Raw genomic sequence first — 26,326 nt, 5'->3', positions numbered from 1 at the left:
GCGGCGGCACCCGCCCGGACCGCGCGCGGCCGTTCACACCCCGACCCGGGCACCCGCGGCGGGCGGGGCCGGGGTGGCGTGGCCGTCGTTGACGTTCTTCGCGTCGACCGGGCGGCGGCGGGACAGCACCACGATGACGCCCGCCACGGCGACGGCCGCCAGCGCGATCAGTACGGTGCCGAGGGTGCCGCCGTGCACCACCGCGCTCGCCGCCACCGCGCCGACGGCCGCGGCGGCCGGAAGCGTCACCAGCCAGGCCAGCGCCATCTGGCCCGCGGTGCCCCAGTGCACCTCGGCGAGCCGGCGGCCGACGCCCGCGCCGAGGATGCCGCCGGAGCAGACCTGGGTGGTGGACAGCGCGAAGCCGAGGTTGGCGGAGGTCAGGATCACCGCGGTCGACGCGGACTCCGCGGCGAAGCCCTGCGGCGACTCGATGTCCACCAGGCCCTTGCCCATGGTGCGGATGATCCGCCAGCCGCCGATGTACGTACCGGCCGCGATGGACACCCCCGCGGTGAGGATCACCCACACCGGCGGGCCCGAGCCCGCGCCGAGGGCTCCGCAGGAGATCAGCGCGAGCGTGATGACGCCCATGGTCTTCTGCGCGTCGTTGGTGCCGTGGGCCAGCGACACCAGCGAGGCGGAGGCGATCTGCCCGATCCGGAAGCCCTTGGAGACCCGGTCGGCCGAGGCGCGCCGGGTGATGCGGTAGGCGAAGTACGTCGCGGCCAGCGCCGCCAGCCCCGCCACGAGCGGCGAGGCGACCGCGGGTATCAGGATCTTCTCGACCACCTGGTCGAAGTTCACCCCGTTCCGTCCCGCGCCCACCCACACCGCTCCGATCAGCCCGCCGAACAGCGCGTGCGAGGAACTGGACGGCAGACCCAGCAGCCAGGTCACGAGGTTCCACACGATCGCCCCGACCAGCCCGGCGAAGATCATGCCCGGGGTGACGAGCTTGTCGTTCACGATGCCGCCGGAGATGGTCCGCGCCACCTCGGTCGACACGAACGCCCCGACGAGATTGAGGACCCCGCTGATCAGCACCGCGACCTTCGGGCGCAGCGCACCCGTGGCGATCGACGTCGCCATGGCGTTCGCGGTGTCGTGGAAGCCATTGGTGAAGTCGAAGGCCAGCGCCGTGACGATGACCATTGCCACAAGAAAGGTGATGTGGTCCACGTCACCAGGAGAGCATCACTTGGCGTACTCAGCGAGACATGGACGTGAAGGTACGGTACGCACCGGAAGCGCGTGTGGTTCGGCACCCGCGGGGCACCCGGCCAGGCACCACGTCTGCTCCCCCGCCCCTCCGTTCCCGCCGGCACCTGACGGCCGCCGTGCGGGCCGCGCTCATCCGGGGACTCGCGTACCGGGCGGCGCGCCTGGAGTGCGGTGGCGCCACACGTCGTCGGTCGCGGCCAGCAGTTCCGCGATCCGTTCGGGCGGCGGCAGCGGGCCGTGGTCGGCGGTCACCGCGAGCGCGGCACCGGCCGTGAGGTGGCCCAGGCGCAGCGCGCGGGTGAGCGGCTCGCCGCGGTGCAGGCCGGCGAGGAACCCGGCCGCGAAGGCGTCGCCCGCGCCGACCGGTTCCACCACGCGCACCGCGCGGGCGGGCACCGTGTACGCGGTCGCGCCGTCGAAGGCCGTCGCCGCGCGGGCACCGTCCTTGACGACGAGCAGCCGCGGGCCGGGCAGCAGCGCGCGGACGTCGGCGGGCGCGGCGATCCGCGGGCCCCACAGCGCCTGCGCCTCGTCCAGCCCGACCAGCACCAGGTCGGCGCGGTCGGCCAGGTCGCGCAGTACGTCCGGGGCCTGTCCCGGGCTCCACAGCGCGGGCCGGAAGTTGACGTCGAAGCTCACCGGGTGCGGGCCGTCCAGCGCGTGCCGGACCAGGTCGTGGCAGGACGCCGACAGGGCGGGCGTGATCCCGGTCAGGTGCAGCAGCGCCGCGTCCCGCACCGCCGGGTCGGCGAGCAGCCCGGGGCCGAGGGCCGAGGCCGCCGAACCGCGCCGGTAGTAGTGCACGCGGGTGCCGTCCGGGCCCGGGTCCTTGACCATCAGGCCGGTCGGCCGCGCCGGATCGCTGCGGACCCCCCGCACGTCCACCCCGCACGCCGCCACCTGGGCGCGGACCCGGGCGCCGAGCGGGTCGGCACCCACCGCGGACACCCACCGCGCCGGCACGCCGTGCTCGGCCAGGTACATCGCCGTGTTCGACTCCGCCCCGGCGACCGCCACGCGCACGGTCTCCGCCTCGGCGAGCCCCGCGCCCGGCTCCGGCACGAACGCGGCCATCGTCTCCCCGACACACACGATCGGGCCGCCCCCGTACGGAAAGGGCGCTGCGGGTGCGCCGCCGCTCATGCCGCGACCGCCGCGCGGAAGGCGCGGGCGCGCAGCCGCAGGTCGGCGACGGAGCCGCCGTGGGGTGCGTCGCCGAGCAGCGGGGTGCCGATGCCGACGGCGGTGGCACCGGCCGCGAGGTAGGCGCGAGCCGCTTCCTCGTCCACGCCGCCGACGGGCACGAAGGGGGTGGTGGGGAAGGGTCCGCGCAGCGCGCGCAGGTACCCGGGGCCGCCGGCCTGGGCGGCGGGGAAGATCTTGAGCGCCGTGGCGCCCATCGCCTGGGCGGTGATGACGTCGGTCGGCGTCATCACCCCGGCCAGTACCGGCATGCCCAGGTCGCGCGCGGTCACCGCGCCCGCCCCGAGCCCCGGCGTGACCGCGAAGTCCGCCCCGGCCAGGTGCGCGGCGCGGGCGTCGGCCGCGGTCAGTACGGTGCCCGCGCCCAGCGGCGCGTCCGGCCCGAGCGCGGTACGGGCCTGCGCGATCACGTCCAGGGCGCCTTCCCCGCTGAGGGAGATCTCGACCAGGGTGACGCCCTCCTCCACGAGGGCCAGTACGGAGCGCAGCGCGGCGCGCGGGTCGTCGCCGCGCACGATCGCGACGAGGCGGTGGGTGTGCAACGCGGTGAGCAGGTCCACCTGCGGTGTCCTTTCGGTGGTGGGTGGGGGTGCGAGGGCGACGGGTCGGAGGCGGGAGGTGCCGGTTCGCCCTGGGCCTGGTCGCGGTGGGCGCCGGCCGGGCCGGGGAGCGCCCCGCGCCGGATCGCGCGGGCCGGATCAGGCCGCGGTGACGGTGAGCCGCCAGCGCACCTCGCCCGAGGGCGGTACGACCGCCGCGTCGCCCTCCCCCGCCGCGGCGAGGTCGAAGACGCGGCCGAGCATCGGCTCCACCCCGATCGAGCGGTAGGGCGCGCCGGCGGGGAAGCCGCGCAGGTTCCGCCAGACGGCGACGGACACCGGTTGCCCGCCGTCCACTTCCAGGGCGAACCGCAGCGTGTCGGGGCCGTCGTGCACGGAAGCCCGCGCGGCGAGCGCGATCGCGCCGAACGCGGTGCCGTCGTCGGGGCCGAGCCGGTCGAAGGGGATGTCGCGGGCTGCGGGGATGTCGCGCGCGGTGGCGCCACCCGCGGCGGTCGTGGGCCCGGCGCTCTCCGCCGCCCCGGCGGCCGTGCTCCGCGCGTGCGGCCAGGTGAAGGGGGTCCACGCCGCGCCGCCGTCCTCGTAGAGCCGTGCCGGGGTGGCGGCGGGCAGGTCGAGGCGGGCGGCGGGCGAGACCGCGAGCAGCGCGTGGGCCGCCCACAGGAAGCGGTGGCCGGGGGCGGCGGTGAGCCGGTAGTCGGCGACGGCCCGGCCGGGAAGGTGCCGGATGCGCCTGCTCAGCCGGAAGTCGGGGCAGTGCACGGTGTGCGTGCCCTCGCCATCGCCGTCGCCGTCACCGTCGTCGGTCCACCGGCGGGTCCAGGCGTCGCCGTGGTCGGGGGTGCCCCGCACCGTCGGCACGCACTCCTCGACGCCGCCCGCGTCGGCGAACGGGTCGCCGGGCGCGGCGCCGGGGCGGCGCGGCTCGTCGCGGTGCCAGAGCCACTCCCGGTCACCGGTCCGCAGGGAGGTCCAACGGCCGCCGTGCGCGGGGTCGGTGACGACGACGACGTCGGACGGCACGCCGCTCACCACTCCGCGAACGAGCCGTCGGCGTGCCGCCACACCGGGTTGCGCCAGGCGTGGCCGGACCGGTCGGCGGCGCGGACCGCGGCCTCGTCGACGTCGACGCCGAGTCCGGGCAGCGTGGTGCGGTGCGCGTGGCCGTCGACGAACCGGAAGGGCTCGGTGTCGACCAGGTAGGACAGCAGGTCGGCCTCCTTGTTGTAGTGGATGCCGAGGCTCTGCTCCTGGATGAGGAAGTTCGGTGTGCAGAAGGCGACTTGGAGGCTGGCGGCGAGCGAGATCGGGCCGAGCGGGCAGTGCGGGGCGAGTTGCGCGCCGAACGTGTCGGCGAGCGCGGCGATCCGGGTGACCTCGGTGATGCCGCCGGCGTGCGACAGGTCGGGCTGGGCGACGGCGATCCCGGCGCTGAGCACGGGCAGGAACTCGGCCCGCCCGTAGAGGCGTTCGCCGGTGGCGAGCGGCACCGAGGTGCCGGCGGCGAGCGGCCCGAGCAGGTGGCCCAGCTCGGGCAGCAGCGGTTCCTCCACGAACAGTGGGTGCAGCGGGGCGAGTTCGTGCAGCACCCGGCGGGCGCCGGCCGGGGTGAAGCGGCCGTGGAAGTCGACGGCGACATCGCGGTCCGGGCCGAGCACCTCGCGTACGGCGGCCACCCGCGCGACGGCGGCGGCGGTGGCCGCCGCGCTGGGTATCGGGTCGGTGCGGCCGGCGCCGTTCATCTTGACCGCGGTGAAGCCCGCCTCGACCTGCGCGGTGACCTGCTCGGTGAGCCGGCTGGGCTCGTCCCCGCCGATCCAGGCGTAGACCCGTACCTTGTCGCGGACGGCGCCGCCGAGCAGGGCGTGCACGGGTGCGCCGTACACCTTCCCGGCGATGTCCCACAGCGCGTGGTCGAGCCCGGCCACCGCGCTGGACAGCACCGGGCCGCCCCGGTAGAAGCCGCCCTTGGTGAGCACCTGCCAGTGGTCCTGGATGCGCAGCGGGTCCTGCCCGATCAACTGCTCGGCGAGCACGTCCACCGCGGCCCGCACGACTTCCGCGCGGCCCTCCACGACGGGCTCGCCCCAGCCGACCACACCCTCGTCGGTCTCGATCCGGCAGAACAGCCAGCGTGGCGGTACGAGGAAGGTCTCGACGCGGACGATCTTCACTTCGTGTCCTCCGAAACGGACTGCGGTCCCGACGGCGTGTCCGCCGGGGTTCCCTGGGTGCCCTGCGTTCCCTGCGTTCCCTGCGTGCCCTGCGTGCCCTGCGATCCTTGGGTCCCCCGCGGCGACTTCCGCGCCTGCTGCTCCGCGCCCGAGCCGTGCACCAGGTCCAGGTCGCGGACGGCCTGCTCCAGCAGTGCCCGCATGGCGCGTTCCGCGGCGTCGGGGTCCTGGTCGCGAACGGCGTCCAGGACGGCGCGGTGGCTGGGCACGGGGTCCTCGCCGTGCGGCGAGGAGTGCACGATCTCGTCGCGGTGGGCGAGGCCGGACTCGATCACCATCTCCATGCGTTCGAGCAGTTCGTTGTGGGTGGCGGCGAGCAGGGCGCGGTGGAAGGCGAGGTCGGCCTCGACGGCGTGCGCGGGCCCCTCGCCCGCGTCGCCCATCGCGGTCAGTGCCGCGTCCAGGGCGGTGAGGTCGTCGTCGGTGCGGCGCAGCGCGGCGAGCCGGACCGCGGCGGGTTCGACGATGGCGCGGACCTCGCCGAGGTTGCGCAGCAGCCCGGTGTCGGTGCCGGCCGCGGTGCCCTCGGCGAACTGCCAGCGCAGCACGTCGGCGTCGAGCAGGTTCCAGTCGGCGCGGGCCCGGACGAACGTGCCGCGCTTCTGCCGCGCGTCGACCATGCCCTTGGCGGCGAGCACCTTCAGCGCCTCGCGCAGCGCGGTCAGGCTGACGTCCAACTCGCTCTGCAACGCGGGGAGGTCGAGCGTGGAGCCCTCCGGGATCTCGCCGCTGAGCACCCGGCGCGCGAGGGTCTCCACGGTCTGGCCGTGCACTCCGCGGCGCGCGTATGGCGTCATGAGTCTCTGCCTTTCTGCAAGGTCGGTTCGGGTCGCACTACGGTCACGCGGACGCCTTGACGACGCTCCAGCCGCCGTCGACGAGCAGGCTGGAGCCGGTGATGTACGACGCCTCCGCGGCGGCGAGGAACGCGATCGCGGCGGCGACCTCCTCGGGGCGGCCGAACCGGCCGGCGGCGGTCTCGGCGACGCTGCGTTCGCGGTCCGCCGGCGGCACGCGGTCCCAGGCGGCGGTGAGGATCGGCCCGGGCAGGACCGCGTTGACCCGCACCTCGGGCCCGTATTCCACGGCGAGTTGGCCGCACAGCGACAGCAGCGCGCCCTTGCCGGCCGCGTAGGCGGGGTGGCCGGGGATACCCCGGTGGGCGTGCACGGAGGAGGTGAGCACCACCGCGCCGTCCTGCTCGCGCAGGTCGGGCAGGAGAGCGCGGAAGCCCAGGAACCCGCCGGTGAGGTTGACCGCGAGCTGCCGTTCCCAGGACGCGAGGGTCATCTCGTGGGCGGGGGCGACGTCCACGATGTACGCGTTGGAGACGAGCACCCCGACCGGGCCGAAGGCGTGCGCCTGGTCGAGCACCCGCTGCCACGCCTCCGGGGAGGAGACGTCGGCGGCGGTGAACGCGGCTCTTCCGCCCTGCTCGCGGATGCCGGCCGCGACGGCCTCGCCGGCCTGCTCGGCGATGTCGGCGAGGACCACTGCGGCGCCCTCGGCGGCGAGCCGGCGCGCGGTGGCGGCGCCGATTCCTGAGGCGGCCCCGGTGACGACGGCCACGCGGCCGGCGAAGCGGGGGGTTGGTGCGTCCATGGGGTGGGTCGTCTCCTCGGGGTGCGGTTCCGGTCGGGCCTGGCGGTCCCGGCCGGCCGGGCGGACCTGACGGGTGGTCCGCCGCGGCCGTAACGGCTTCATTGACGGTGACGGTGACCTTGGCGACTTTAGTGACGCCGGGTCGGCGGGGGCGGTCATTGCCGGGCCAGCACGACCAGTTCGGCGTCGTGGTCGGCGCTCCAGCTCAACGGCAGCCCGGAGTGCAGCAGGTGGGCGCCGCTGTAGGTGGTGCCGGTGTCGTGGTCGACGTAGTGGGCGGCGGGGTCGAGGCCGCGCAGCCGGACCCGGGCCGGGCGGCCGGGCACCAGCGGGGCGCCGTCCAGCCGTCCGGTGCTCCAGGCGGCGACGACCACCCGGCCGCCGCCTTCCGCGTCGTACTGCACCGCGCAGGTCGCGTCGTCCGGTCCACCGATCAGCCGGGACCGGCCGTGGTGGACCACGTCCCGCACGTCCTTGTAGCGGGCCACCCAGCCGGCGGCCTCGGCGCGTTGTTCGGCGCTCCAGCCGCGGATGTCGGCGCCGATGCCGAGCACGCCCGCGGCGGCGAGCACGAAGCGGAAGGCGAGCGAGCGCGGCCGGGGGTCGAAGACGCCGGGCGCGTCGGTGACCCACGAGCTCATGGTGTGCGCGGCGTGCGCGTGCAGGTAGCCGTACTGGACGGCGAGCCGGTCCAGCGGCGCGGTGTTGTCGCTGGGCCACACGACGTCGGTACGGGCCAGGGTGGCGTGCTCGATCCGGCCGCCGCCGCCCGCGCAGCCCTCGACGGTGACGTGCGGGTGGCGGGCCCGCAGGTGGTCCAGGACCCGCAGGTAGCCGGCCACGTGGGCGGCGTCGAGGTCGAGTTCGCCGGGCGGGGTGGGGCCGGGGCGGCCGCGTTCGGTGGGCGGCCGGTTCATGTCCCACTTGAGGTAGGTGATGGCGTGGGCGGTGAGCAGCCGGTCGAGGGTGGCGATCACGAAGTCCTGCACGTCCGCGCGGCCGAGGTCGAGGAGGAGTTGCTCGCGGACCAGGGTGACCGGGCGGCCGTCGATCCGGTACACCCACTCGGGGTGCTCGGCGTAGAGCCGGGCGGCGGGGCTGATCGCCTCGGGTTCGACCCACAGGCCGAAGTCCATGCCGAGGGCGCGGACCCGGGCGATGAAGTCGTCCAGGCCCGCCGAGCCGTCGGTGGCGTCGGAGCCGGAGTCGGAACCCGGGCCCGAAGCCGTATCAGCGCCGACGCTCGTGCCCGTACCGGCGCCTGCGGGGAACGCCGCTGGGTCCGGCCACCAGTCCCCCAGCCCGCCCTTCTCGTCGTGCCGCCCGGTGAACCAGCCGTCGTCCACCACGAACAGTTCGACGCCCAACTGGGCCGCGATCGAGGCGAGTTCGAGTTGCGCGGGCGCCTCGACGTCGAAGCCGGTGGCCTCCCAGGAGTTGTAGAGCACCTTGCGGGTGCGGTGCAGCCGCTCCCCCGCGAGGAGCCGCTCGTACTGGTGCCAGACGGCGGCCAGGCCGTCGAGTCCCCCGGGGCTGAACGCGCAGGCGAGCACGGGGGTGGTCAGGGTGGCGCCGGGCGGCAGCGCGACGGCGCCCTCGTGGGGCACCCGCCCGGCCCGCACCCGGACCGCCCCGCCGGGTTCGGCGTCGGCGGTGATGTGCCAGTTGCCCGGCCACTGCAACGCGACCCCGTAGGTGGGGGTGTCCGCGCCGTCAGGGGTGCCGGCGTCCTGGACGGCGAGCCACGGCGCGTAGGCGTGGCCGGGCACCGCCTGGGTGGAGCCGATCCTGAACCGCCCGCGCACCAGGTCGAGTTGGTGCCGATTGAATTCCTGCGACCACTGGCCGGCGAGGTAGGTGAGCCGGGCGCCGCCCTGGACGGGCACGTTGACGGCCGCGGAGTCCAGGTCCTCCAGGTGCAGCACCTCGTCGCCGCCGTTGACGAGTTCGACCGACCGCAGGAGCACGTCGGCGCCGGGCACCGTCCCGTAGCGCAGCGTGGCGCGCAGTCCGGTCCGCTCGTCGGTGAACTCCAGGCGCAGCGACCGGTGTTCATCCTGCTCCGCGCCGGTGCAGGTCCACCAGGTGCCGCGCTCGCCGTCCGGCCGGCGCACCGTGAGGTCGGCGCCGGTGAACGGGCGCAGCCCGTACGGGATGTACTCGGCCGGGGCGGCGTCGGCGGGGGTGACGAAGTGGGTGCGGCGGGACCAGTCCAGCGCGGACGGCCCGGTCTCGCTGCCGTGCGGCCCCCACGCGGCCGACTCGGCCCACCGGCCGCCGGCTTCGAGCCGTACGGCGTACACGGTGTGCTCGGTCCGCAGCAGCCACTGGCTGCCGGGGGCCGGCCGGGATGCCGAGGGCTCGGCGGGGGGCGGGGTCACTTGACGGCTCCGAGGTTGAGTCCGGCGACGAAGTGCCGCTGGAAGCGGAGGAAGACGATCACGGTGGGGGCCGCGGCGATCACCGATCCGGCCGCGATGACGTTCCACTGCGAGACGTACTGCCCCTGAAGTCCCAGCAGGGACGCGGTGATCGGCATCTTGCTGCCGGTGCGCAGCACCGTGATCGCCCACAGCAGGTCGTTGAAGATCCAGGTGAACGACAGCGCGGTCAGCGCGGCCAGCGCGGGCCGGGCCAGCGGCAGGATGATCCGGGTGTAGATCTGCCAGGGCCCGGCGCCGTCGATGACGGCGGCCTGCTGGATCTCGGCCGGGATGGACCGCATGAAGCCGTGCAGCACGAACACGTAGAAGCCGACGCCGAAGCCGACCTGCACGCCGATCAGGGCGTACAGCGAGTCGTACAGGCCGAGTTTCTCGCTGAGCTTGGAGACCGGGATGAGCAGGATCTGCGGGGGCAGCAGGTTGCCGCTGAGCATGAGCAGCAGCAGCGCGCGGCGGAAGGGGACGTCGTAGCGGCTGAGCGCGAAGGCGGCCATGGAGGCGAGCAGCAGCGAGACCAGCACCGTGGGGATGGTGACCAGCAGGCTGTTGATCAGGGCCTGTTGCTGGCCGCCGTCGGTCCACGCCGAGCGGAAGCCGCCGAGGGTGAAGGAGTGCGGCATGCTGCCCAGGCCGTGGGAGGCGATGTCGTCGAAGGACCGGGTGGCGGTGATCAGGACGACGACGATCGGTATCAGCCACAGCACGGACAGCAGGGAGGCGCTGCCGTGGAAGGCGACGGTGCCCCACATCCTGCGGCGGCGGGCGTGCCGTGAGTCGGCCGGCACGGCAGCCCGGGTGGACGCGGCCGGCGCGGGGGTGGGCGCGGTGGACTGTGCCATCAGTCGGCCTCCTTGAACGCCCGGACCAGGTAGGTCGCGATGACCCCGAAGGCCAGCAGGAAGATCACCACGGCCAGTGCGGAGCCGTAGCCGAGCCGCAGGGACTGGAACGCGGTGGAGTACATGTAGGTGCTGAGCAGTTCGGAGGAGTGGTACGGGCCGCCGCGGGTCAGTGCCCACACCACGTCGAAGGAGCGCAGCGAGTCGATGATGATCACCGACAGCACGACCGCGTTGACGCTGCTGAGCTGCGGCAGCGTGATGTGCCGGAACTGCTGCCAGCGGGTCGCGCCGTCCATCTTCGCGGCCTCGTACAGCACCGGGTCGATGCCCTTGAGTCCGGCGAGGTAGAGCACCATGACGTAGCCGATCTGGCGCCACAGGGCGGGCACGATCACCGCGTACAGGGCGGTGTCCTGGTCGGCGAGCCAGGGGTGGGTGAGGGCGCCCAGGCCCAGGCCCGACATCGTCTTGTCGACCAGGCCGTCCGGCTGGTACATCGCCTGCCACACCAGCGCGGTGGCGGTGAGCGAGAAGACCACCGGCAGGAAGAGCGCGGCGCGGTAGAACCCGACCCCGCGGCGCTCCTGCTGGAGCAGCAGCGCCGCGCCGAGGCCGAGGATCGCCGACAGCCCGCCGAACAGCGCCAGCCACAGCACGGTGTCCAGCAGCGCGGTGTGGAAGACGGTGTCGTGCACCATCTCCCGGTAGTTGCCCAGGCCGATGAACTGCGGCGGGGAGACGCCGTCCCACTTGGTGAGCGAGAGCCAGAAACCCTGCAGGGCCGGCCAGAACACCCAGAAGCCCTCGGCGAGCAGCGGGACCAGCACGAAGGCGAGCACCACGGGGGGCACCCGGGTGGAGCCGCGGCGCCGGCCGCCGCGCAGGCCCTTGCGGAAGCGTGCGCCCGCCTCGACACCCCCGTTCCCGCCCCGGGCCGGGGTCAGTACCGCCATGTCACTGGCTCCAGATCTTCTGTGCGTCGCGCTGCCAGCCGGTGAGGATCGAGTTGATCTGCTTGGGCTTGGCGAGGAACTTCGTCAGCGCGGTGTCCGCGGTGGGCTGGAGCGCGTCGCTGGAGTCGCGGTTGAAGAACTGCGTGACGTCCGCCGCGCTCTCGATCATCGCCCGCCCCTTCTTCACCAGTGCGGTGCCGGAGTCCTTGGCGGTGGGGTTGGTCGGGATGGAGGTGCCGGACGAGCCCTTGAGGTAGATCTCCTGCGCCTCGGCGGTGGCCAGATAGCGCATCAACTCCTTGACCTCGGCCTGGTGGTGGGTGTGCGCGCTGGCGAAGTAGCCGTCGGTGGGGCCCTCTTCGACCAGTGGCATCTTCGGGTCGATGATCGGGAACCGGAAGAAGTCGATGTCGTCGAGCTGGTCCTTGGGGGCCGCGTCGGCGAAGAAGGTGCCGATCAGCATCATGCCGGTGCGGTTGTTGAGCATCGCGGTGGTGGCGTCCTGGAAGGACAGCGCGGTGCCGTTGGGGTCGAAGTAGGGCAGCGCCTGGGACCACGTGTCGAAGACCTTGTGGATCTGCGGGTCGTCGAACCGGTGCTTTCCGGCAAGGAGTTCGCGGTGGTAGGCGGCGCCGTTGATCCGGATGTTCAGGTAGTCGAACCACGCGGAGGCGACCCAGGCGGTGTCGGCGCCGGCGCCCAGCCCGATCGGGGCGACGCCCTTGGACTTCAACGTGTCGCACAGCGCCAGGAACTCGTCCCAGGTCTTCGGCTCGGTCACGCCCCACTTGCGGAAGTTGGACTTCTTGTAGAACACGCCCCACCAGTAGTAACTGGCCGGCACGAAGACCTTCTTGCCCTGCGAGTCGGTGCACAGCTTCTTCAGCGCGTCGGAGTAGCCGGACAGTTCGGACCCGGTCCAGATGTCGTCCACATCCAGCAGCAGGCCCTTCTCGGCGTACGCGTTCGCGACCGACCCGGGGTACCAGGTGAGCAGGTCCGGCGGGTTGCCGGAGGTGAGGTAGGTGGGGAGCTGGGTACGGAAGGTCTCCGAGGCGACGGTGTTCAGGCTCGCCTTGGCACCGCCGCGCTTGTTGAACGCCGCCACCAGGTCCTGCATCGCGGACTTGGCCTGCGGCGAGGAGAGGTTGGACTGGAAGCTGACGGTGCCGCCCTTGGCCTGGCTGCTGCTGCCACCCGAGGACCCGGAGGTGACGCAGCCGCTCAGCATCGATGCGGCACCGAGCGCGCCGGCTCCGGCGAGGAAGCTGCGGCGGGTGGTTGGTGAGGTGTTCATGGGACTCCTTTTGCGCCCACGCCGGACGGAGCCCCGCCCCCTGGCGGCGGAGCTCCCGTTCGGCTCGTACAGACTGTCGGGACGCCGCGACGGCGTCAAGATTAATTCGTAATTTATTGAGTAAGAGTGCTGAGCGAACTCTGCCACACCGCGCCGCCGACCCCGCGGAAGGCCGCGAGCACGCCGCCGTCCGGGCCCGCGACGGCGCCCGGCGCCCCGTCGAAGCTGCCGCTCGCGAAGACCGGCTGCGCGAACCAGCCGCCCCAGCTGCCGCCTTGCGCGTCGTACGTCCGCTGCCACAGCGTGTAGTCCGAGGCGCGGGCGAGGAGTTGGACGCTGCCGCCGGTGGCGACCAGGGTGGGGCTGCCGCTGACCGTGCCGCCCAGCGACGACCACGCCGACCAGGTGCCCGACGCCTCCCGCACCCGGGTCCATACCGCGTCGTCGGCCGTGCGCACCGCCACGTGGAGACGGCCCGCCGCGTCGGTCACCGCGGACGGGCGGCCGGTGAGCGCGAGGCCGCTCGGGGCGCCGATCGAGGTCCAACCGGCCGCCGCACCACGGCTGGTGACCGTGCCGTCGGTGCCGGTGGCGAAGAGCGTCCAGTCACCGGGGCCGCGATACGCCACGGTCGGCGCGTCGGCGAGGCCGCCGCCGAGGTCCTGCCAACTCCCCCACCGGCCATGGTCGTACGTCCGCAGGTACGCGCGGCCGTCGGTGCCGCGCACGAACACGTCGATCCGGCCGCCGGCCGAGCCGTACACCGCGGGCTGGCCGGTGAAGCGGCCGCCGGTCGGCCCGCCGAGCCCGGTGACCCGCCCGGACCAGCGGCCGTCCCGCCCGGTCCGCATCTCCAGCGCGCCGTCCCGCCCACGGGTGAACGCGGTGAGCGCGGAGCCGTCCCGCACCAGCGCCGGGTCGGCGCTCGACGCGGCGCCGCCGAGCCTCACGCCCGGCGCGCTGTCGGTGCCCGACAGCCCGAGGAAGGCGGTGCCGTGCGCGGGCACGGTGACGGTGTACGCGCCCTGGTGCGTGCCGCGGTCGGCCCGGGCCCGCAGGTCGCGGACGGCGACCTTCCCGGTCAGCCCGGCGCCGGCGAAGTCCACGGTGCGCCGCACGGGCTGGTCGGAGCGGTTGAGCAGCACCACCGCCCGGCGCCCTGACCCCTGGAGCACCTTGCTGTAGGTGTCGCCGGTGGCGTCACCGGCGATCCGCACGCCCTGGATGCCCAGCGGGTCCTGGTCCACCGCCAGGATCTCCGGGTTCTCCAGCGTGGCGAGCATCGACCTGGTCAGCGTGCGCGGGTCGGAGCCGATCACCAGCGGCGAGGCCATCTCGGCCCACATCACCAGCTGCGTGGTGGACTCCTCCTGGTTCATCTCGTACGACCCGTCCGCCAGCGGCCGCATCGGGATCAGGTAGTCCGGGTCGTTCCAGTGGCCGGGGCCCTGCGCCTCGGGGTGCGCGGCGTTGGCGTCCATGTTGCGCAGCACGTTCGGGAACTCGCCCGCGGTCGGCGTGCCCCACGCGATGTCGGTGCCGGTGCGCCAGGAGTCCGCGGTGGTCGGGCCGTAGACGTAGGTGTTGTGCGCGTCCTGGTCGGGGTCGTGCGGCACGCCCCAGTCGTCGGTGAGCGGGTTGCACAGGTTGAGCAGCATCGCGCGGCCGGACTTCGCCACCGCGTCGCTGAACTGCCGGAACGCCGGGCCGGGCGTCAGCTTCTCGCCGATCCCGCAGAGGAAGTCGACCTTGATCGCGTCGATCTTCCAGCTCGCGAAGAGGTCGGCGTCCTGCTGGTAGTGGCCCCGGCTGCCCAACCCGCAGCTGGCCGGGTCGTAGTCGCCGGCATCGGTGTAGATGCCGGCCCTCAGGCCGCGCGCGTGCAGGTAGTTCACCAGCGACGGGATGCCGTCGGGGAAGCGCTCGGGATTGGCCGTCAGGTTCCCTTGCGCGTCGCGGGGGTTGTCGGCCTGCCAGCCGCCGTCCAGCCACACGATGTCGTAGCCGCTGCGGCGCAGTCCGCTGCTGACCAGGTAGTCGGCCACGCTCTTGACCTGCGCCTCGGTCGGCGCGCCCAGGCCGTAGTAGGTGTTCCAGCCCATGTACGGCGTCGGCGCGAGGCCGCTGTCGTATCCGGCGGTGGGGGCGGCGCCCGGAGCCGCGCCGGGGGCGGAGCCGGCCTTCAGGCCGGCGGGGGTCGCGTGCGTGGCGCCGTTGGGCGTGGGGCCGTCGCCGCGGGCCTGCGCGACGCCGGGCAGCGCCACCGCCAGCAGCGTGGCGGCGCCCGCGGCCAGCGCCGCCCGCCGCACGCGTGTGAGCCCTGCGTGATGCGAAGTCACTTGATTCTCCGAGGAGTCGGGGATGTGCGAAGGTCGCGGGACCGCGTCACCCGAGCACTCGGGGACGCCCCGCCACGCGAAGACTGTGCGGGGGGCGCCGTAGCGTGTCAACGTTTATTACTAATAAACTAAAACTCTGGCCGGGGGAGCCGCCAACTCGGCGCCGAGGGCCGTCCACGCCGAAGAGGAGACCGGCGCGCGCGGTCGCGCGGCGCGGCGAGAAGGCCGTCGGCCCGCGCGGGGAGAAGGTCGTCCGCCCGGGCGCCCGGGCGGTCCGACCGCCGTACAAGCACGGCCCGCGCGGCCCGCCGACAGGTCGTCCGCCCAGGGCCAGGGGCCCGGTGCGCGAGGACGCTACGCGGCAGAGGCGTGCAGACCGGCCCGCTCCGGGGGCGCAGCATCCTGGCCACCGGCGTGGGGGGCGGGGTCGGCCAGGTCCTCATCCAGCTCGCCGTCGCGGAGGGAGCCGAGATCACCACCGTCGCCGCGCAGGGCCAGCCGACCGAGCACATGACGGCGCTGGGCGCCAAGGTCGCCCTCGACATCGACGCCGTCGAGAGCGGTGCGTTCGACATCGTGCTGGAGTCCGTGGGCGGCGAGCTGGGCTCGAAGACCACCCACAAGCTGCGCCCCGGCGGTCAGTTCCTCTGGTTCGGGCAGGCCGGCGGCGACCTCATCACGCTGGACTTCTTCCGCCAGCTCCAGGACGGCCCGGCCTTGACCCTGCGCCACTTCCTCCACAGCGACGGCGACGGCAGCCGTGACGCCGCGGACATGGCCGCGCTGCTGGACCTGGCGTCGCGGGGGAGGCTCCAGGTCGAGATCGGGCACCGCGGTGACTGGGCCGGCGCCGGCCCGCTGCTGAAGCGGATGTCCGCGGGCCGGCTGCGGGGAAAGGCGGTTCTGAACATCGGCTGACCGTCGCCCGGCCCGGCCGGATGCCCCTCCTCCCCCGCCGGCCCGGGGCGGATCGGTCAGCCGGGCTGGCTGCTGTCCTTCAACGAGCCCCAGCCGTGCCAGCGTTCGACCTCGATCCAGGCGCTCACCCGGGCGCGGTCGCGGCGCGCGTACGGCTTGCCGGTGTACTGCTGGGAGAGCCGGTCGATGTCGGCGAGCCCCTCGTCCGGGACGATTTCGCCGATCCGGCCGACCAGGCTGATGTGCGTGTACCAGCCGTCCTTGTCCAGCACGGTGAGCGTCACCCGGGGGTCGTTGCGCAGGTGCTCCACCCGCTTGCGCCCCTCGTCCATGTTGACCAGGACCCGGCCGTCCTCCCACAGGTACCAGGTGGCGGTGGAGACCGGCTGGCCGTCCGGGCGCAGCGTGGTGATCACGGCCGGGTTCGCCTTGCCCAGCATGGCGATGGCGTCCTCGGGCAGCGGCGGCTTGGACATGGGGGTCCTCCTCGGTGGTGCGGTGGTCGCGTTCCGGATCACCGTCATTCTGCATCGCCCGCGTCGCGCCGAACCCACCGAACCCGCCGAACACGCTGAACCCGCCGGTGCGCAGCAGGCACAAGGGCCCCTGAAGCGGGGGCGAACCGGGGGGCGGCGCCGGACCGGGAGGTTCCCGGCGGCGCCCCGCGATTGCGCGTCGGCGGGGATCTTCCACGCTCGTGCCGCGAATTTTCTTTTCCTGCGCGGAACCTTGCGGGCTATGGGGCGAATCTGTACGGTCGGGGCGCCGATTTCCCCTGGTACTGAAGGAGCTTCAGATGCGGGCGATCCCCAGACCTCCGCGTGGTGCCCACCACGCAGGGCGCACCTTGGCGGCGACTGCCCTCGCGGCGATCGGCGCGCTGTGCCTGTCGGCCGTGCCGGCAGCCGCCGCTTCCCCCTCCGCTTCGCACACCGCACGTGGTTCCGCTTCCCAGGCCGCGAGCCGGGCCCCGGCCTCGGCTTCGTCCTCGACCTCGGCTTCTGCTTCTGCTTCTGCTTCTGCTTCTGCTTCTGCTTCTGCTTCGTCCGCGGCGCGCAAGGCGGCCCGGCAGGCGCCGGCCGCCACCGCCGGGGTGGGCGCCACCACCTCGTTCACGACCTACGAGGCCGAGGCCGGCACCACCGGCGGCGGCGCCACCGTCACCTCGCTGACGTCGGCGCCGACCACGCAGTACTCCAGCGCCGCCCTCGAAGCGTCCGGCCACGCCTACGTACACCTCGGCGGCACCGGCAACTCCGTGCAGTGGACGAACAGCACCGGATCACCCATCAGCTTCCTCAACGTCCGTGCCAGCATCCCCGATTCGGCGTCCGGCGGCGGCCAGACCGCGACGCTCGACCTGTACGTCAACGGGGTGTTCCGGCAGGCGCTCAACCTCAACTCCAAGCAGAGCTGGGTGTACGAGGGCAACAACAACTACAACACCAGCGACAACCAGAACCCGGCCGACGGCGACCCCCGGGTCTTCTGGGACGAGTCGCACACCTTCGTCACCGGCACACCGATCCCGGCCGGCGCCACCTTCTCGCTCCAGAAGGACGCCGCCAACAGCGCGTCCTCCTACGACGTGGACTCCGTCGACGTGGAGGACCCGCCGGCGCCGCTCGCCCAGCCGGCGAACTCGATCTCGATCACCAGCTGCGGCGCGGTCTCCGACGACACCCCGACCAACGGCGCGGCCGACGGCCAGGCGGTGGACAGCCGGGCCGCGATCCAGAGCTGCATCGACCAGGCCCAGTCACAGGGCAAGATCCTCTGGATTCCGCAGGGCACCTTCTACGTCAAGGGCACCACCGGCCTGACCGCGCAGGGGATCACCATCGCGGGCGCGGGGCTGTGGTACAGCACGATCTACCGCGACGTGCCCGTGCCCAACAGCACGCCGCTGGCAGCGCTGTTCGACGTGACGTCCTGCACCGTGCAGAACTTCCACATCGACGCCAACGCGGTCAGCCGCGGCACCGTCGGCGGCGACGGCGGCGCGATGGACACCACCGGCACCAACTGGGTCGCCGACGGCATCTGGACCCAGCACACCATGTCCGGCTTCTGGGCCTCGGGTACCGGCGGCACCGTCCGCAACAGCCGGCTGACGTCGGTCTGGGCGGACGGCATCAACGTCAACAACGTCTCGCTCAACGCCGACACCGGCAACAACCTGACCGTCACCAACAACTTCGTCCGCGGCACCGGGGACGACGCCATCGCCATCAACTCGGTGCACTACAACACCAACAGCGACGGCTCCCAGACGTTCTACAACCCGATGACGAACATCACCGTCAGCAACAACACCTCGATCGCGCCCTGGGGCGGCAAGGGCATCGGGATCTACGGCGGCAGCGGCCACCACGTCACCGACAACTACATCAGCGACACCGCCCGCTACATCGGCCTGGGCGCCGGGCGGTTCGGCGTCAACGGCAGCGACCTGCTGTCCGCGACGATCTCCGGGAACACCGTCGTCCGCTCCGGCGGCAACGCCTACAGCCAGGGCCAGCCCGCCTTCCACATCGGCAACGGCGGCGACGGGCAGAACACCGGCGTCGTCGACTCGGTGACCGCCACCGGCAACACCGTCACGGACTCGCTCTACGACGGGATCGACTTCTCCACCTCGACCAACTCCCAGCTGCAGGACAACACCGTCACCGACCCGGGCCGCAACGGCGTGGTGATCGCGCCGCCGTTCTACCCCGCGCCCACCGGCTCGGCGACCATCACCGGCAACACCGTCAGCGGCCTGCACGCCGGGGCCACGGCGTACATCAACAACTCCAGCGGATTCACCGCCACCTTGAGCGGCAACAACTGGGAACCCTCCGCGCCCGAGGGCCCGTTCGGCGGCACCGCGGCAGCCGTCCCGGGCACGGTCCAGGCGGAGAACTACGACACCGGCGGCCAGGGAGTGGCGTACAACGTCACCAGCGTCAACGGCAACGCCGACAACTACCGTGCGGACGGGGTGAATCTGGAGACCACCTCGGACACCGGCGGTGGCTACGACCTCGGCTGGAGCGACAGCGGGCAGTGGTTCCGCTACACCGTGGACGTCGCCACGGCCGGGACGTACACCGTCGGCGTGCGGGTGGCCGATCCGGCGGCGGTGCCGGGGGCGCTGCACCTGTCCGACGCGGCGGGCGCCAACCTCAGCGGCGCCGTCGATCTGCCCGCCACCGGGGACTGGCAGGACTGGGCCACCGTGAACACCGAGGTCACGCTGCCCGCGGGCCGTCAGGTGCTCACCTTGAACCAGGACAGCGGCGGCTGGAACGTCAACTCCCTGACCTTCACCGCGGACAGCTCCGCCGCCGTCGACCTCGCCGCGAACCGTCCGACGAGCGAGTCGAGCCACACCGACGTCTACCCCTCGTCGAACGCGACCGACGGCTCCCGGAACACGTACTGGGAGAGCGCCGACAACGCGCTTCCGCAGTGGCTCCAGGCCGACCTCGGCGCGGCGCACAGCGCGTCGCGGATCGTGCTGCAACTGCCCGCCGGTTGGGGCGCGCGGACCGAGACCCTGTCCGTGCTGGGCAGCACCGACGGCACGACCTTCGGCACCGTGAAGTCCTCGGCCGCCTACACCTTCGATCCGGCGACCGGCAACACCGTCACGATCACCTTCCCGGCCACCACCCAGCGCTACTTCCGGCTGAACATCACCGCCAACACCGGCTGGCCCGCGGGGCAGATCGCGGAGTTCCAGATCTGGACCACCTGAGCGGACCGGGGCGCTACGCAAGGGCGCGCGCCGGATCGACGAAACGCCGTGCGGCGGGCGACAGTTGCCGCCCGCCGCACCGCGGCTCGCGCGAGGGCCCGCGGGTCCGGGGTCCCCGGACCGGGGGTCAGCGCTCGTAGACGCCGGTCAGCCGGCCGCGGCCGAGGACGGGCCCGGCGACGGTGGGCAGGAGGGTGCGGGGCCGGGCCCGCTCCGGTGACGTGCCGTCAGGGGTGGCGCCGACGGGAGCGGCGAGGGCGAACAGTTGGAAGACGTAACGGTGCGGCCCATGGCCCTTGATGGGCCCGGGGCCGCGGTACCCGCGCCCGACGGTGGCGCGCAACGCCTGTACCCCGGGGGCCGGTTGCCGTGCGCTGAGGGCGCCGGGGTCCAGGTGCCCTGCCGCCGGGTCGACGAGGGCGACGCAGTGCACGGCGGGCTTGGGCAGGGGGACGTCGATGTCCTCGACGACCAGGAGGAGTTGGGCGGTGCCGGCCGGCGGCGCGGTCCAGGCCAGGTGCGGGGACAGGTCGGTGCCGCCCACGCGCTTCTCGCAGTGCTCCAGCGCCATGGCGCCGCCCTCGTCGAAGTCCCGGCTGGTCAGGGCCAGTTCGTCGGGGCCTTGCAGGTTGGGCAGGTGCCACGCCAGGTGCGCGTCCCCCGCCCTGCGGTTCTTCAGCAGCCCGCCGAGCAGTGTCATCGTGCCGCCCCGATCATCCCGACCGCCACGACGGCGGCGGTGGCGCCGCCGCCGGGTGCGGACGTGCGGTGGTGCGTCGTCTGTGCCATGGCTGTCTCTCCTGGGGAGGTCGGCTGGTTTTCCGTCGGCGTCAGATGTTCCGGGCCAGTCGCTCCAGCAGCGCGGCGGCCGCTGCGAGCTGATCCAGCTCAGCGGGGGTGAACATACCGCTGGTCAGGGCCTGGGCGATGAGTTCGGTCCGCGCGCTGCGCTTGTCCCGCAGCGCCTGCCGGCCGGCGTCGGTGACCGTGAGCACGGCGCGCCTGCCGTCGTCCGGGTCCGGACGGCGTTCGACCAGGCCACGGGCGTGCAGGGCGCCGATCGTCGTCCCCATCGCCTGGGCGGTGATCTGCACCTCCCGGGCGAGCGCGGAGGAGGTGGTGGGGCCCGAGCGCTCCAGGTGCGACAGGGCGCTGCGCTCGGGCATGGTGAGTTCGCCCGAGGCGGGCACTTGTCGCACCCGTCGCAGCAGCACGCTGAAGCTCGCCAGCAGGACTGCGGCGACCTCGCCGGGGTCCGGTTCGTCGGCCATATACTCAACCTAACTTATCAACAGCCTTGAGCAAATTCGGCTCCCGGCTCCCGGCTCCCGGCTCCAAGGCATCCGCCCCCTCACCACCCCCGCACGCGCGGCGCACAGCGCCCGCGGCGGCAAGCGGGGCTTCATCCGGGAACCAGGCGGGCATGACCATGGCAACGATGTCCTCCCGACATCCTTGCCCACGTCCTTCCCCCCACGGAGGTCCGTATGAGGCTGCGTTCGGCCTTGTCCGCCCTGTTACTCCTCGTCAGCTGCGTGCTCGCGGCCACCGCCGCGGCCGGCGGCCCCGCCGCAGCCGCCACGGCGCCGCATCGCACGACCGCGCCCGCCGTCGCCGCACCGACCGTCACCGAGCACACGGTCACCCTGGTCAACGACACCGGGCAGACCATCTGGATCGGCAGCAACCTCAACGCCGACGGCTCCGCGCAGCTCACCGGACTGCCCACGCTCGACACCGGCCAGTCCGCCACCGTCGCCATCCCGGAGGACACCGGCGCCGGCCACTGGCGCGGCACGTTCTTCGCCCGCGAGGGGTGTTCGGGAGCCGACGGCAGCACGTTCCACTGCGTACTCGGTGACTGCGGCGCCTCGGTGGGCAGTTGCACCACCGGCGAACAGCCGGTCAGCCTCGCCGAGTTCAACTTCGACCCGTCCGACAGCCTGGCGCCCTGGTACAACGTCAGCTACGTCAACGCCTTCTCGGTGCCGGTCACCATCAGCCCCGACGGTGTCGCCCCGCCGCCGGACGGCGGGGCCTGCGCCCAGGAGGGCTGCCCGGACGACCTGCTGCCGTACTGCCCGCCCGACGACCTGACCACCGACGCGGGGACCGGCCTCGCGCTGTGCGTCAACCCCGACCGCGACGCGCAGACCCCGTACAGCGACGCGATCGGCGGGCACTGCCCCTGGGCCTACGCCTGGTCGAAGGCCGACACCGTCCCGGGCAACAAGGTGGTGCGCGACTGCACGTCATGCAGCGGCTTCACCGTCACCTTCCACTGAGAGGACGTCGCCGTGACCACTTCGCGAAGCCTCGGCCGCGTCCCCGCCCGCCTGCTGCCCGTGGTCGTCGCCCTGGCCGTACTGGCCGTGCTCACCGTGCTCGGCCGCACCCCCGCGGCCGGCGCCGACGCGCGCAAGGGCGTGAGCGTCACCCCGGTCGACGGCGCCTCGCAGGCGCTCGCCGACGTCGGGGCCGGCTGGTACTACGACTGGAGCACCACGCCCGGCGCCGTGACGGGGCCGGCCGGCACCGAGTTCGTGCCGATGATCTGGGGCGCTGCGAACGTCAACGCCACCGACCTCGCCCAGGCCACCCAGCAGGGCACCGAACTGCTCGGCTTCAACGAACCCGACCTGGCCGGCCAGTCGGCCATGTCCCCCGGCCAGGCGCTCGACCTGTGGCCGCAGTTGGAGGCGACCGGGCTGCGGCTCGGCGCCCCGGCGGTGGCGTACGGCGGCGACACCCCGGGCGGCTGGCTGGACCAGTTCATGTCGGGCGCGGCGGCCCGCGGCTACCGCGTCGACTTCATCCCGCTGCACTGGTACGGCGGCGACTTCTCGTCGGCGGCCGCGGACGAGCTGCGCGGATACCTCCAGGCGGTGTACGACCGCTACCACAAGCCGATCTGGCTCACCGAATACGCCCTCACCGACTTCTCCGGCAGCACGCCGAGCTACCCGACCGCACAGCAGCAGACCGACTTCGTCGCCTCCTCCACCGCCATGCTCGACAGCCTGCCGTTCGTCGAGCGCTACGCCTGGTTCACCCTGTCCACCGCGACCAGCCCCACCGGCCTGTACGACGGCACCGTGCCCAACTCATCGGGCGTGGCCTACCGCGCGGCGAGCTGACCACCGGCCACCGGTCCGCCGACCACCGGACCCTGGCCACCGGACCCCGACCGCCTCCCCGCCGGACGTACGACCTCCGCCGGGGAGGCGGCCGGGGAGCGCGGGGTGAGTGTGTCCGGTGGTGTCAGAGGTGGTCCGGGAACGGGCGAAACGCGGTGGGACGAGGGTGTGTTCGCCGTTATGACCTGGCTTGACATACCTCCGGTCACACCGACACGATGCGTCATGATCCCGGGTCCGGGGCTGCCCGGCGCATTCCGTTCCCCGGCGCACGACGCCCGCGCACATCGGTGCGGCGCACGCCGGAGCAGGTCTCCCTCGTGTGCGACCACGGGTCGCCGAGCACGAGGGAGGGGTGCTTTCTCATGTCAAGACGCACCAGAACATGGCAGATAGCCGTGGCCGCGACCGCGGTCGCGGCCGCCACGGCGGTGGGTGCCGGACCGGCGTCCGCACACGGCGGGCAGTCGACGTATCCGGCGCAGCACAAGGGACCGGGCGGCACGCCCACCCCCGACGGCAAGTGCGTGTTCACCGTCGAGGGCAAGACATGGACGCCCGGCAAGGGCCTGGCCTCGATCAAGCCGTCGAGCGACGGCAGGATCAGCATCGGTGTGACCGCCGACGGCGGCACCTGCACGGTCTCGCTCGCGGTCTACCTCGCGCAGGGCCCGGACTTCGCGTCCTCCGGCCAGCAGGTGCTCACCGACTTCTCCACGGTGACCGTGCAGCGCCACAAGAAGGGCACGCTCAGCGTGACCGCGCCCGCCACGGGCTGCTTCGCGCAGATCGACCTGTACAAGGGCAGCACCGAGTACGACGGCAAGACCGGCGCGGGCCACGGCCCGGCGCCGCACGGCCCGAACGGGTCGGTGATCGGCTCCAACCTGCTCGCCTCGTGGAACGGGCCGACCGGTGGCAAGGACTGCACCACCACCGAGCCCACCACTCCCCCGACATCGCCGTCCCCTTCGGACAGCACCACTCCGACGGACACGCCGACCGACACCCCCACGAACACCCCGACCGACACGCCGTCGGGCAGCCCGACGGACACCTCCTCCGCCACGCCGAGCGACACGGCGAGCGCCACCGCCACCGCCACGAGCAGCGCGCCGGCTGTCGGTGACACCGACTCCCCGTCGCCGTCCGCGACCGGTTCGCTGGCGCACACCGGCAGCAGCGGCAACACCGGGCTGTTCGCCACGCTCGCCGTGGTGCTGGTCGCCCTCGGTGGTGCGGTGACCTTCGTGGTACGCCGCCGCGGCACCGGTCGCGCGCACTGACACGGCGTCAGGCATAGCCGTCGCAGCTGACGGCGCCATAGCGCCACAGGGGCCCGGGTGCGGAAGTCCGCATCCGGGCCCCTGTCCGTGCCCGCGGGCGGCGTCGGAGGACGCGCCGGGCGGGCCGTGGGCGAGGCGACGCCGGTCAGTGGCCCGAGGTGGCCTTCAGCCCGACCACCGACGCGACCAGCAGGCAGACGAAGAAGATCCGCGCGGCCGAGATCGGCTCGCCGAGCAGCAGCATGCCGACCACCGCGGCGCCGGCCGCGCCGATGCCGACCCAGACGCCGTACGCGGTGCCGATCGGCAGGGTTTTCGCCGCCTGCGACAGCAGCAGCATGCTCGCCACGATGCCGGCCCCGGTGAGCAGGCTCGGCCCGAGCCGGGTGAAACCGTCGGTGTACTTCATGCCGATCGACCAGGCGACCTCGAGCAGACCGGCGACAATGATCAGGACCCATGCCATGACGGCACCTCCGCGGGTTGGTGACTACGGGGGTGCGCCGTCTTTGCAGGGTCCCGGTACGGCGCGCTCGTCGGGGCGAACACCTCAACCGTAGCAAATCGCGGCGCCGCGGCAGCCGTGCGGCCGAAGTGGTGACCGGAGTCACCACACCACCTCGGTGGCCGAGAGATCCGATGTCAGGGCGCCGGTCGGCCGAATTTCGCCACCACACGGGACATCCGTCCGCGAGTCATCCGAACTTTCGCCGCCCGCAAGGGGATTGGCGTGGACCAGGGCGCGGACTTACAGTCCAGGCGTCCGCCGTCGCACCTCCACGGAGCAGGCATCCCGCCCGCTCCTCCCCCCTCAGGAGTTCCCATGCAACGACGCGTACCGATCCGCCGGCGAGCGGCGGTCCTCACGGCCGTCCTGCTCGCCGCCGGGTTGTTCGTCCCGGCGCTGTCCTCCGGCGCGTCGGCAGCGACGCCGACCGCATCCGAGCCCGCATCCGAGCCTGCAGCCGCACCCGTATCCGGGTCCGCACCGCAGTCCGCACCCGCGCGCGCGTCCGCTCCGGCCGCCGACGCCGGAGGCTGGACCGGGAGCTGGTCGGTCTCCCCGCAGAGCGGCGGCCCGTCGTACGGCCAGCAGACCCTCCGGCAGATCGTGCACACCAGCATCGGCGGCAGCGCGGCCCGTATCCGGATCTCCAACGCCTTCGGGTCGGCGCCGCTGACCGTTTCCGACGTGCACGTGGCGCGGCGCACCTCGGGCTCGTCGGTGGACACCGGCACGGATCGGGTGGTGGACTTCGGCGGGCAGCCGTCGGTGACGATCCCGGCGGGCGCCACGGCGGTCAGCGACTCGGTGGCGTTCACGGTGTCCGCGCTGTCGGACGTGGCGGTCAGCTTCTACCTGCCGAACGCGACCGGCTCGGCGACCTACCACCAGCAGGGCACCCAGACCAACTACCTGGCGGGCGGCGACGTAAGCGCCGACGCGACGCTCAACGGAGCCTCGACAAGCGGCAGTTACGCGTTCCTGACCAATCTTGACGTGCAGAACACCGCGGCCGCGGGCGCGGTGGTCACGCTCGGCGCGTCGATCACCGACGGGGTGGCCTCAGCCCAGGACGACAACCGCCGCTGGCCCAACGACCTCGCGCAGCGGCTGTCGGACAGCGGCCGTACGGTCGGCGTGCTCAACCAGGGCATCAGCGGCAACAAGCTGCTCAGCGACGGCGCCGGGCAGAGCGCGCTCAACCGCTTCGACCGGGACGTGGTCGGCCAGCCCGGAGTGCGCTGGGTGATCTTCTCCGACGACCCGATCAACGATGTCGGGGTGGCGAACCCGCCCACCGGCGACCAGTTGATCGCCGCGCTCCAGCAGCTCATCTCGCGCGCGCACCAGGCCGGCATCTCCTTCCTGTGCTCGACGCTCACCCCGTTCCAGGGGTCGGGCGGCTGGTCGCAGGCCGGCGAGGACTCCCGCGACGCGGTCAACGCCTTCATCCGCGGCGCGGGCAGCGGGTGCGACGCCGTGGTCGACCAGGACGCCGCGACCCACGACCCGGCGAACCCGGAGCGCTACCTGCCGTCGTACGACGCGGGCGACCATCTCCACCCGAACGAGGCCGGGTTGCAGGCCATCGCCGACGCCGTCGACCTGTCGCTCTTCGACGGCTCCGGCAGCCAGCCGTCCGCAGACGTGGTGAGCCTGCGGTCGCACGCCGACGGCGAGTACGTCACGGCCGCCAACGCCGGTGCGGCACCGCTGATCGCGAGCGCCACGGCGATCGGGACGTGGGAGCAGTTCGACGAACTCGACCTGGGCGGCGGCGACATCGCGCTGCGCGCGCACGCGAACGGGCTGATCGTGACCGCGGACGACGCGGGCGCCGACCCGCTGATCGCCAACCGTACGGCGGTCGGCGGATGGGAGACCTTCCAGCTGGTGCACAACGGCGACGGCAGCGTCAGCCTGCTGGCGCAGGCCGACGGCGACTACGTGACCGCGGAGGACGCGGGCGCGGCGCCGCTGATCGCGAACCGCACGGCGATCGGGCCGTGGGAGGAGTTCGACCTGATCACGTCGTAG

Annotated in this window: 22 protein-coding genes, 1 pseudogene and 1 riboswitch; of the genes and pseudogenes, 6 read left to right on the top strand and 17 right to left on the bottom strand. The window is 73.2% G+C overall.

Going from position 1 to position 26,326, the window contains the following annotated elements; genetic code table 11:
- Positions 1-33: 33 nt before the first annotated feature.
- From OG370_RS39740 to OG370_RS39685, 12 genes and pseudogenes are all read right to left on the bottom strand, one after another.
- Complete coding sequence (locus tag OG370_RS39740; RefSeq protein WP_328473131.1) at positions 34-1,182, bottom strand: inorganic phosphate transporter; 1,149 nt, start codon at positions 1,180-1,182, stop codon at positions 34-36.
- Positions 1,183-1,353: 171 nt separating this feature from the next.
- Positions 1,354-2,367, bottom strand: a complete 1,014-nt coding sequence (locus OG370_RS39735) for a sugar kinase (RefSeq protein WP_328473129.1) — start codon at positions 2,365-2,367, stop codon at positions 1,354-1,356.
- The gene (locus OG370_RS39730) at positions 2,364-2,987 is read right to left on the bottom strand and encodes a bifunctional 4-hydroxy-2-oxoglutarate aldolase/2-dehydro-3-deoxy-phosphogluconate aldolase (protein ID WP_328473127.1); all 624 of its coding nucleotides are present in this window, start codon (positions 2,985-2,987) and stop codon (positions 2,364-2,366) included. Before OG370_RS39730 ends, OG370_RS39735 begins: the two co-directional genes overlap by 4 nt.
- 138 nt (positions 2,988-3,125) lie before the next feature.
- Positions 3,126-4,010 (bottom strand): hypothetical protein, encoded by an 885-nt coding sequence (locus OG370_RS39725; RefSeq protein WP_328473125.1) that lies wholly within the window; start codon positions 4,008-4,010, stop codon positions 3,126-3,128.
- Positions 4,011-4,015: 5 nt separating this feature from the next.
- A complete protein-coding gene (gene dgoD / locus OG370_RS39720; RefSeq protein ID WP_328473123.1) occupies positions 4,016-5,161 on the bottom strand; it encodes a galactonate dehydratase in 1,146 nt (381 codons plus the stop codon).
- Between the two features lie 116 nt (positions 5,162-5,277).
- Positions 5,278-6,018: pseudogene (locus OG370_RS39715) on the bottom strand (FadR/GntR family transcriptional regulator); the annotation flags it as partial.
- Between the two features lie 43 nt (positions 6,019-6,061).
- Positions 6,062-6,823, bottom strand: coding sequence for an SDR family NAD(P)-dependent oxidoreductase (locus tag OG370_RS39710; protein ID WP_328473119.1), 762 nt, complete (start codon positions 6,821-6,823; stop codon positions 6,062-6,064).
- Positions 6,824-6,978: 155 nt separating this feature from the next.
- Positions 6,979-9,204 (bottom strand): alpha-galactosidase, encoded by a 2,226-nt coding sequence (locus OG370_RS39705; RefSeq protein ID WP_328473117.1) that lies wholly within the window; start codon positions 9,202-9,204, stop codon positions 6,979-6,981.
- Positions 9,201-10,016, bottom strand: a complete 816-nt coding sequence (locus OG370_RS39700; protein ID WP_402446477.1) for a carbohydrate ABC transporter permease — start codon at positions 10,014-10,016, stop codon at positions 9,201-9,203. Before OG370_RS39700 ends, OG370_RS39705 begins: the two co-directional genes overlap by 4 nt.
- An 89-nt stretch (positions 10,017-10,105) precedes the next feature.
- Positions 10,106-11,062, bottom strand: coding sequence for a carbohydrate ABC transporter permease (locus OG370_RS39695; RefSeq protein ID WP_328473115.1), 957 nt, complete (start codon positions 11,060-11,062; stop codon positions 10,106-10,108).
- A gap of 1 nt (position 11,063) precedes the next feature.
- Entirely contained in the window at positions 11,064-12,359 is a 1,296-nt protein-coding gene (locus OG370_RS39690; RefSeq protein WP_328473113.1) for an ABC transporter substrate-binding protein, read from the bottom strand.
- 113 nt (positions 12,360-12,472) lie between these two features.
- Positions 12,473-14,698 carry a glycoside hydrolase family 27 protein gene (locus OG370_RS39685; RefSeq protein ID WP_443060826.1) on the bottom strand — a complete coding sequence of 742 codons (2,226 nt, stop codon included), beginning with the start codon at positions 14,696-14,698 and terminating at the stop codon, positions 12,473-12,475.
- 369 nt (positions 14,699-15,067) lie between these two features.
- Between OG370_RS39685 and OG370_RS39680 the strand changes: the two genes are divergently transcribed.
- Positions 15,068-15,616 carry a zinc-binding dehydrogenase gene (locus tag OG370_RS39680; protein ID WP_328473111.1) on the top strand — a complete coding sequence of 183 codons (549 nt, stop codon included), beginning with the start codon at positions 15,068-15,070 and terminating at the stop codon, positions 15,614-15,616.
- A gap of 56 nt (positions 15,617-15,672) precedes the next feature.
- Here the strand turns inward: OG370_RS39680 and OG370_RS39675 are convergent, their stop codons facing one another.
- Together OG370_RS39675 and OG370_RS39670 are read right to left on the bottom strand one after the other, a co-directional pair.
- Positions 15,673-16,092, bottom strand: a complete 420-nt coding sequence (locus OG370_RS39675) for a PPOX class F420-dependent oxidoreductase (protein ID WP_328473109.1) — start codon at positions 16,090-16,092, stop codon at positions 15,673-15,675.
- Between the two features lie 316 nt (positions 16,093-16,408).
- Positions 16,409-16,732 (bottom strand): hypothetical protein, encoded by a 324-nt coding sequence (locus tag OG370_RS39670; RefSeq protein ID WP_328473107.1) that lies wholly within the window; start codon positions 16,730-16,732, stop codon positions 16,409-16,411.
- Here OG370_RS39670 and OG370_RS39665 point away from each other — a divergent pair.
- On the top strand, positions 16,710-19,361 hold the full coding sequence (locus OG370_RS39665; RefSeq protein ID WP_328473105.1) for a discoidin domain-containing protein: 2,652 nt from the start codon (positions 16,710-16,712) through the stop codon (positions 19,359-19,361). The two genes, OG370_RS39670 and OG370_RS39665, sit on opposite strands and share 23 nt — an antisense overlap.
- Before the next feature lie 127 nt (positions 19,362-19,488).
- On the opposite strand, the gene OG370_RS39660 is transcribed toward OG370_RS39665, so the two are convergent.
- On the bottom strand, positions 19,489-20,061 hold the full coding sequence (locus OG370_RS39660; RefSeq protein WP_328473103.1) for a YbhB/YbcL family Raf kinase inhibitor-like protein: 573 nt from the start codon (positions 20,059-20,061) through the stop codon (positions 19,489-19,491).
- A gap of 130 nt (positions 20,062-20,191) precedes the next feature.
- The gene (locus tag OG370_RS39655; RefSeq protein WP_328473101.1) at positions 20,192-20,632 is read right to left on the bottom strand and encodes a MarR family winged helix-turn-helix transcriptional regulator; all 441 of its coding nucleotides are present in this window, start codon (positions 20,630-20,632) and stop codon (positions 20,192-20,194) included.
- A gap of 216 nt (positions 20,633-20,848) precedes the next feature.
- Between OG370_RS39655 and OG370_RS39650 the strand changes: the two genes are divergently transcribed.
- The 3 genes from OG370_RS39650 (at position 20,849) to OG370_RS39640 (ending at position 23,784) form a co-directional block, all read left to right on the top strand.
- Positions 20,849-21,646, top strand: a complete 798-nt coding sequence (locus tag OG370_RS39650) for a thaumatin family protein (protein ID WP_328473099.1) — start codon at positions 20,849-20,851, stop codon at positions 21,644-21,646.
- Between the two features lie 12 nt (positions 21,647-21,658).
- Positions 21,659-22,498 carry a glycoside hydrolase family protein gene (locus tag OG370_RS39645; protein WP_328473097.1) on the top strand — a complete coding sequence of 280 codons (840 nt, stop codon included), beginning with the start codon at positions 21,659-21,661 and terminating at the stop codon, positions 22,496-22,498.
- 365 nt (positions 22,499-22,863) lie between these two features.
- The gene (locus OG370_RS39640) at positions 22,864-23,784 is read left to right on the top strand and encodes an LAETG motif-containing sortase-dependent surface protein (protein ID WP_328473095.1); all 921 of its coding nucleotides are present in this window, start codon (positions 22,864-22,866) and stop codon (positions 23,782-23,784) included.
- A gap of 145 nt (positions 23,785-23,929) precedes the next feature.
- On the opposite strand, the gene OG370_RS39635 is transcribed toward OG370_RS39640, so the two are convergent.
- Positions 23,930-24,250 carry a DMT family transporter gene (locus OG370_RS39635; protein ID WP_328473093.1) on the bottom strand — a complete coding sequence of 107 codons (321 nt, stop codon included), beginning with the start codon at positions 24,248-24,250 and terminating at the stop codon, positions 23,930-23,932.
- Positions 24,251-24,281: 31 nt separating this feature from the next.
- Positions 24,282-24,345, bottom strand: a riboswitch (guanidine-III (ykkC-III) riboswitch).
- A gap of 262 nt (positions 24,346-24,607) precedes the next feature.
- Between OG370_RS39635 and OG370_RS39630 the strand changes: the two genes are divergently transcribed.
- Positions 24,608-26,326 (top strand): GDSL-type esterase/lipase family protein, encoded by a 1,719-nt coding sequence (locus tag OG370_RS39630; protein ID WP_328473091.1) that lies wholly within the window; start codon positions 24,608-24,610, stop codon positions 26,324-26,326.

Source organism: Streptomyces sp. NBC_00448, from assembly GCF_036014115.1.
GTDB lineage: Bacteria > Actinomycetota > Actinomycetes > Streptomycetales > Streptomycetaceae > Actinacidiphila.
This window is presented reverse-complemented; position numbering and strand designations above follow the sequence as displayed.

Excerpts from the sequence above, each read along its gene's own strand:
- OG370_RS39650 (WP_328473099.1), top strand. The coding sequence starts at position 20,849 with ATGAGGCTGCGTTCGGCCTTGTCCGCCCTGTTACTCCTCGTCAGCTGC.
- OG370_RS39710 (WP_328473119.1), bottom strand. The coding sequence starts at position 6,823 with ATGGACGCACCAACCCCCCGCTTCGCCGGCCGCGTGGCCGTCGTCACC.
- OG370_RS39675 (WP_328473109.1), bottom strand. The coding sequence starts at position 16,092 with ATGTCCAAGCCGCCGCTGCCCGAGGACGCCATCGCCATGCTGGGCAAG.
- OG370_RS39640 (WP_328473095.1), top strand. The coding sequence starts at position 22,864 with ATGTCAAGACGCACCAGAACATGGCAGATAGCCGTGGCCGCGACCGCG.
- OG370_RS39660 (WP_328473103.1), bottom strand. The coding sequence starts at position 20,061 with ATGACACTGCTCGGCGGGCTGCTGAAGAACCGCAGGGCGGGGGACGCG.
- OG370_RS39635 (WP_328473093.1), bottom strand. The coding sequence starts at position 24,250 with ATGGCATGGGTCCTGATCATTGTCGCCGGTCTGCTCGAGGTCGCCTGG.
- OG370_RS39735 (WP_328473129.1), bottom strand. The coding sequence starts at position 2,367 with ATGAGCGGCGGCGCACCCGCAGCGCCCTTTCCGTACGGGGGCGGCCCG.
- OG370_RS39695 (WP_328473115.1), bottom strand. The coding sequence starts at position 11,062 with ATGGCGGTACTGACCCCGGCCCGGGGCGGGAACGGGGGTGTCGAGGCG.
- OG370_RS39630 (WP_328473091.1), top strand. The coding sequence starts at position 24,608 with ATGCAACGACGCGTACCGATCCGCCGGCGAGCGGCGGTCCTCACGGCC.
- OG370_RS39690 (WP_328473113.1), bottom strand. The coding sequence starts at position 12,359 with ATGAACACCTCACCAACCACCCGCCGCAGCTTCCTCGCCGGAGCCGGC.
- OG370_RS39700 (WP_402446477.1), bottom strand. The coding sequence starts at position 10,016 with ATGTGGGGCACCGTCGCCTTCCACGGCAGCGCCTCCCTGCTGTCCGTG.
- OG370_RS39655 (WP_328473101.1), bottom strand. The coding sequence starts at position 20,632 with ATGGCCGACGAACCGGACCCCGGCGAGGTCGCCGCAGTCCTGCTGGCG.